The organism is Acinetobacter sp. CIP 101966 (assembly GCF_000369725.1).
GTDB lineage: Bacteria > Pseudomonadota > Gammaproteobacteria > Pseudomonadales > Moraxellaceae > Acinetobacter > Acinetobacter lwoffii_Q.
Genome location: NZ_KB850168.1, coordinates 1 through 6,387, shown reverse-complemented (window position 1 = coordinate 6,387; position 6,387 = coordinate 1). Strand labels below are relative to the sequence as shown.

The 6,387-nt window shown below is 36.7% G+C and carries 10 protein-coding genes; 4 read left to right on the top strand and 6 right to left on the bottom strand.

What is annotated here, in order from left to right:
- Window positions 1–933, top strand: a 933-nt coding sequence (mobQ, locus tag F891_RS16695) for a MobQ family relaxase (RefSeq protein WP_005264932.1), incomplete at its 5' end; no start/stop codon positions are given.
- Window positions 930–1,400, top strand: a complete 471-nt coding sequence (locus F891_RS16690; protein WP_005264930.1) for a hypothetical protein — start codon at window positions 930–932, stop codon at window positions 1,398–1,400. The genes mobQ and F891_RS16690, both read left to right, overlap by 4 nt.
- A gap of 119 nt (window positions 1,401–1,519) precedes the next feature.
- On the opposite strand, the gene F891_RS16685 is transcribed toward F891_RS16690, so the two are convergent.
- The 5 genes from F891_RS16685 to F891_RS16665 form a co-directional block, all read right to left on the bottom strand.
- Window positions 1,520–1,735: a hypothetical protein gene (locus F891_RS16685; protein ID WP_005022345.1), complete on the bottom strand. Its 216-nt coding sequence runs from the start codon at window positions 1,733–1,735 to the stop codon at window positions 1,520–1,522.
- Window positions 1,725–2,021, bottom strand: coding sequence for a BrnT family toxin (locus F891_RS16680; protein WP_004282231.1), 297 nt, complete (start codon window positions 2,019–2,021; stop codon window positions 1,725–1,727). The genes F891_RS16685 and F891_RS16680 overlap by 11 nt, the downstream gene beginning before the upstream one ends.
- A gap of 130 nt (window positions 2,022–2,151) precedes the next feature.
- Window positions 2,152–2,619: a DUF1643 domain-containing protein gene (locus F891_RS16675; protein WP_004727917.1), complete on the bottom strand. Its 468-nt coding sequence runs from the start codon at window positions 2,617–2,619 to the stop codon at window positions 2,152–2,154.
- 37 nt (window positions 2,620–2,656) lie between these two features.
- Complete coding sequence (locus tag F891_RS16670; RefSeq protein WP_005146114.1) at window positions 2,657–3,214, bottom strand: TetR/AcrR family transcriptional regulator; 558 nt, start codon at window positions 3,212–3,214, stop codon at window positions 2,657–2,659.
- Window positions 3,215–3,559 carry an SMR family transporter gene (locus F891_RS16665; RefSeq protein ID WP_005146112.1) on the bottom strand — a complete coding sequence of 115 codons (345 nt, stop codon included), beginning with the start codon at window positions 3,557–3,559 and terminating at the stop codon, window positions 3,215–3,217.
- 805 nt (window positions 3,560–4,364) lie between these two features.
- Between F891_RS16665 and repM the strand changes: the two genes are divergently transcribed.
- Together repM and F891_RS16655 are read left to right on the top strand one after the other, a co-directional pair.
- A complete protein-coding gene (repM, locus tag F891_RS16660) occupies window positions 4,365–5,300 on the top strand; it encodes a replication initiation protein RepM (protein ID WP_004282229.1) in 936 nt (311 codons plus the stop codon).
- A 126-nt stretch (window positions 5,301–5,426) separates the two neighbouring features.
- Window positions 5,427–5,816: a hypothetical protein gene (locus tag F891_RS16655; RefSeq protein ID WP_004282228.1), complete on the top strand. Its 390-nt coding sequence runs from the start codon at window positions 5,427–5,429 to the stop codon at window positions 5,814–5,816.
- Here F891_RS16655 and F891_RS16650 read toward each other — a convergent pair.
- On the bottom strand, window positions 5,813–6,091 hold the full coding sequence (locus tag F891_RS16650; protein WP_005264925.1) for a hypothetical protein: 279 nt from the start codon (window positions 6,089–6,091) through the stop codon (window positions 5,813–5,815). The genes F891_RS16655 and F891_RS16650 overlap by 4 nt on opposite strands.
- Window positions 6,092–6,387: the final 296 nt, after the last annotated feature.

Genomic DNA, 6,387 nt, shown 5'->3' with positions numbered 1-6,387 from the left:
ACTAAGACCGTTAACCGAAGTTCGGGACGAACTGCGGTAGCATCTATGGCCTATCGTGCAGGAGAAAAATTGACAGATGAACGGACAGGATTAACGCACGACTTCAAAAGAAAAGAAGGTGTGGTTTATACAGAGATTCTTTCTAACTTGGATACTGAGTTAGACCGAAGCAAAGTTTGGAATCTGGCAGAAAAATCAGAAAATCGGAAAGATGCCCGAACTGCACGTGAATGGGTGATTGCTCTACCGGACGAACTGGACGAAGAACAGCGAAAAGAACTAGCAAAAGAGTTTGCCCAATCTTTAGTAGACCGTTATGGGGTGATTGCAGACTTAGCCATTCATGCGCCTAGCCATAACGGCAATGATAAAAATCATCACGCGCATATCTTGCTGACTACGCGCAAGGCTGAACTCGATCAAGATCATAATCTGGTGCTGAAAGATAAGGCCGATATTGAATTAAGTAACACCAAAAGAAAAAGCTTAGGCATGGGAACAAGCCAGGAAGAAATTAAACAGATTCGAGCCACCTGGGCAAACTTAGCTAATCATGCTCTGGAATATGCAGGGTATCGGGAAAGAATCGACCACCGCAGTTATGCCGATCAAGGTAATCAGCTACAAGCCACCATACATGAAGGCAGTAAAGTCACCCAGATGCGCAGAAAGGGCATAGATACTGAAATTAGCCGTTTCAACGACACGATCAAACAGCAGAACAGTCAACAGCTCCAATACAAACAACAGCACAAGGAACAGACCTTAGAACAGGGTTTCAACCGTGTTGAAAAAGGCTTTGAGCAATGGAAGAAAGATCAGGAAGCTAAACGTCTGGAACTGGAACATAAAAAGCAGTTAAAGCTACAGCAAGAACAAGCGATGAAGCTGAAACAACGCAAAAGCATGAATAGAAATGGGCCTTCCCTATGAGCAATCAAAACGATTTAGACGACCAGTTATATATTTTATTGGCATCCATGAAGGAATACAGGGAAGCCATAGCAGACGATAACAAGCGATTAGAGACGTTTTACAATAAGGTAGCTAGTGGGGTACTAGAACAGAGCAAAAAGACCCTAAATAACGCAAATCAGGAAGCTACACGCGCCCTTCAGAGACGTATTCAGGAGTTAGATAAAGCCACCGATAAATTGAACTACAGATTTATTGCCTTGTTGTGTGCAATTTTCCTTAGTCTGGTATTGGTTTTTCTGTCTTTTATATTTTTATTCATTCCAAGTTTTGACGAGATCAAAGAACGTCGTGCAGAAGCAGCTTGGCTAGAACAAAGATATAATCTAGATATTAAAAACTGTAATGGTAAATCCTGTGTCCGAATTATGAAAAATGACTGTCACGGAACAAACAAGGATTATTGCGTGATTGACCCTAAATAAATACGGGTAAGTACTTTGCTCGGTTCTTCTCTTAATTTTATTGATACCGGATTTCGCAAAGTGGCTCGACTTTGAAACATGGCAAAAGCCATATTTCAAAGCATCGAGCTAAATTTTAATTAAACACGTTTCAACGCCATGATATGGCGCACCATATCGTTAATGTGCTGTTTTGTTTCATCATCTTGAGAACTTAGCCAAGTTACGACATCTGCATCAAAAGCCTTTGCTTGAGCAATAGCATGGCGTTCTTGTAATTTTTTAACAAAATTCGGTTTTACTACTGGCGCATTGGTAGGGTCAAAATTTTTATAGCGTTCTAATTCATTTTGCATGGTTATACCTCCGCTTTTGATTGTGCGATGGCTCAAAGGCAGTAATGATTCTTGCAACATCACCACGTTCAACCCAAACCACTGTTAGTAGTCTACCACGATTACTTAGACCGATTGATATTAGCCGTTGCTCATCGTAATGACCAAGATCGTCAAAGGAAATCAGCTCTGGATCAAGAAAAACGCTACATACTTCTTCAAAAGTAATTTCACGCCCTCGATAGACTATTTCCATTTTTTTATCGTGCCATTCAAATAGCAGACCGTAATACTCAATCAACGGCATGTTTAGCCTTTTTCCTAGATTTACAACCTCTAAAAGTCTACTTAGAGGGTTTTACTTATTCAATAATTCATTAATTTAAATAGGTTCTAACATCCAAATTTCGTATAACAGCCATTATGTTAAATGGAATCTAAAAAGGCTGTATTTGAGTGGAAGAATGTATATATAACGGATGTCCAGGTTCTCCACTTTTATTTAATTTAAGATAATAGAGTCTGTCCGTAAGCAATTGTTTTACAAAAGTTGATCTCGCTTTAAAAACACCATCATTTCCCCAACAAGCAATAAGTTTTTGGGATTCTGCTGCTAATTGCTTTAAGTGGGCATCGTTATCAGGACCAATAGGGTCTTCTTGGGACATCATTTCTTGTGGATCAGTAGCTCTATATGCAAATAGATTAGCCATATAAATGCCACCACCTCCCCAACTTTTAGCAAAATTAATGCATCGTCTTATGGTTCGGTCATCTTGCTCATGGTCTGCAGTTGATGGATTTAAGCCGACAAAGGTAAATATTGGTTTTTCTTTATCCCAAATACGCCAAAGTGAATAACGATATTTGTTACAGTCAGAAATGATTGCCCCTTTTTCTATCATTAAATTGTCCTTCTTGATCTATTTCGAATAAGAGATTTTATGTTAAATAGGTTCGATTAAGCAGATCGTCTTCTAATTTTGAACATTGCTCATCATCAATGACTCCGGTAATACTTTGTAGCCACAACCCATCTGCTGCTAAACGAAGTAACTCTAAATCAGGATGACTATCCGTTTCTGCATGTTGAGATAATCTATTTTTTAGCCATTCCATCCAAATTTTATTAAAGGTAGGCTCTGTGATCATAGTCATTGATAACGCTGACCAAGCAGAAACCACCCCATCTATTTGATGGATAAAAGAACTATGAATATAAGCTCGTGTGAATTTACCATATTCTGTTGGATCGCGTTTAATCAAGTATTCAACTGTTTGATCTAAATCAAGAATTATTTGATTGAACATTTCTTCTATCAAATTTTTTTTATTCGGGAAATGGTGAAATACCCCCCCTTTTGTTATACCTACTGCTGTAGCAATATTTTGAATAGAAACACCAGAAATACCCTTTTGAGAAACAAGAATAGTTGCCTGTTCAAGGATGCGCTTTCGAATAACCTCTGGTTGCTTCTTTTGTTGCCGAATTTCTTTCACTTAATGACCTGCTGATTGCGAAAATAAATTAATAATTATTACGCCAGATACGATAAAACCAATTCCAATTAAAGCAGGATTATCTAGTGTCTGTTTAAAAACAAAGTAGCCAACTACAGCAGTTAGAACAATCCCAACACCAGCCCATATAGCGTATGCGATACCTAAAGGGATTGTTTTAATAACTTGTGATAATAAATAAAATGCCGTGCTAAAAAAAATAAAGACCATCACGCTTGGAAAAAGTTTTGTAAACCCTTCCGATTTAACTAAAAAACTACTTCCAATCACTTCGGAAACTATTGCAAATCCAAGTAATACATAAGCGAGTAACACACTGTTCATAAGTAATCATACCTAAAATACCAATCGGAAGGTATGTTAAATTTTCAAAAAAAAATTATCAATAATTATTTTAGATTTTCTAAAATTAACATAATACACCTTATACGAAATACAACTGTTTTTTCCTTCAAGATCATTATATTAGAGATTGCCGCCTTGAATCATAGAGCAACAAGGCGGCAACTTTTCTATTTTTTATGTTCCACGCTTACTATTTGATCATTGTTCCACGGTTTTGATTAGATATTTTAATTATTAAACTTCTTCCAGTAATAGCCGAGCGAGTGTCTACGAGCGACCACTTGGCATTAAAATTTCGCCCCTGCCTTTTCCCTGATTACAAGCTCCCTTTTGCTTCATAACGAAAGATACAGAGCATCCCGAATGGGTGCGAACTCTATTAGTCAAATTCTAGACGAGCGAAGCGAGCATAAAGACTACTGAGCGAAGCGAAGGCATAGTTTCTTTTTTATTAAATTTTCAATTCATATTTGAAAAAAAACAGCCCCTCAACCGAGCGAAAGCGAGGTTAAAACGTCCGAGCTTTAGCGAGGGCATAGGGCTGTTTTCATGCCTGCTTAGGCTTTTATATATATTTTAAAGCTTTTAAATGCTTTTACGCGAGCTGTAAGTCGCTCTATGCCTATGTTTCAGCTTGTATAAGCACACAAATTCTCTTGTATAAGCACACAAATTCTCTTGTATAAGCACACAAATTCTCTTGTATAAGCACACAAATTCTCTTGAATTCCACACAGATTATATGTAGTGTGTAAATACACATTAATAATAACGTGTACTTAATATGAAGAATGGTTTAGTTGTGAAAGATAATGCATTAATAAACGCCAGCTATAATTTGGAACTAACAGAACAGCGTTTAGTGATGCTTGCGATTATTAATGCAAGGGAATTGGGGCAAGGCATCACAGCAGACAGTAAGCTTGAAATACATGCTAGTGATTATGCAAAGCTATTTAATGTATCACCTGATGCGTCTTATAAGGCCTTGAAAGAGGCTGTAAATAATCTATTTAATAGACAGTTTAGCTATACCGCTGAATATAAAAAAACTGGAAAGGTCGGTGTTGTTCGCTCTCGTTGGGTGAGCCGGATTTTTTACGTTGACGACTTAGCGTTATTAGAAATTACTTTCGCTCCTGACGTGGTGCCCTTAATTACTAGGTTAGAAGAACATTTTACTAAGTACGAGGCTAAACAAGTTGCCCATTTAACAAGTAAATATGCGACTAGGCTTTATGAGTTATTAATTTCTTGGCGTGAAGTTGGTAAAACACCAATTTTTGAACTTCAACAATTACGTAAAAATTTAGGTGTCGAAGATGATGAATATCAGCGTATGCACCACTTTAAAAGTCGTGTATTAGAAACAGCTATTACTCAGATCAATGAGCATACAGACATTAAGGCTACATATGAACAGCATAAGCAGGGACGAACAATCACTGGGTTTTCATTCAAATTTAAGCAAAAGCAAATAAGAACTGAGGCTAAAAAAAATAAAAATATAGGAGATTTTTTTAACCGAATGACTGATTCACAACGTCTTAAGTTTGGATCTAAACTTGCCTATGATGAGCGTGTACAAAGTGAATATAGCCACTTAATTGGTACTGGAAATTATGAACAATTCGGACAACTTTTAGCTGAAATGCTAGCAGAAAAAAGACACTTTGAAATGTTCTTTCCTTTGCTTGTAGAGCATGGTTTTAACGTATAAAAAAGCTTTCTTAGTAAGTTTTTAAGATAATTGAACTAACTAGATAATATTTAGAATTATCAAACTATGAGACAAAAAAATTGTTCTTATAAGATAATATTTAAAAATTATTTTTGGAGAATGTTTGTGAAAAAATGGATATTAAGTACTTTAGCAGTACTTTTATTAGTAGGTTGTGCGACAGTAATTCCTTATAACCAGAAGGCAATGAGCTTACAAATAGGCATGACGAAACAAGAAGTAGTATCTCTATTAGGAAATCCAAAAAAGGTGGCTGCAAGAAAGACACCGCAAGGTTTTGAAGAGAAATATTCTTATTGGGGGCTATCAAGAGTAGGTTATATCAGCATGGATAATGAAATGCTTTCTCAAGATAGATTATATGTCACCTTATTAGATGGAAAGGTCATTGAATGGGGAGATAAATATGATCCATCTACAATGATGGACAAAAATTTAGAAATCACTCAAAAAACGGCCGAGCAATATAGACAACTTTATCAAAATAAAAACTAATTAGATTTAAGGTTAAATAACTCTCTATCTCTATCTTCTGTTAAATACTCGTTGAGTTCAGCGAGTATTTTTTCTTTATTGGCTTCATTGGCATTCATTTTTTTAATCAAATAAGAACCAAGCAAAATTTTACGTCGAGTATCATCCTTTCTTTCCTGCTCTTTCTGCTTTGACTTCTCTCTAGCTTCGATAGCTTGTTTACGAGCCTTTAACTGTTTCAGCTTCTCTAACTGGGCTTCAATTTTCTTTTCAAGAGTTTCAGCAGCTTTTGTCATGATTCAGATTTCGGGATATAGAAAACCACTCAAGCATAAGGCCCTATGAATTGAAATTCAAGCGGGCTATATGCTATCGTGTTTTTCATGAAATGCGCACTTACGACTTGGATTTCATCCAAGTCAAAGTTTGCGTAAGGGGAATCCCCTTAACCCCAAAAAATTGCTACGCAATTTTTTAAAAGCAAAAGCAAAACCATTACAAGGCTAAGGCATGGCAATTTATCACTGTACGACTAAGACCGTTAACCGAAGTTCGGGACGAACTGCGGTAGCATCTATGGCCTATCGTGCAG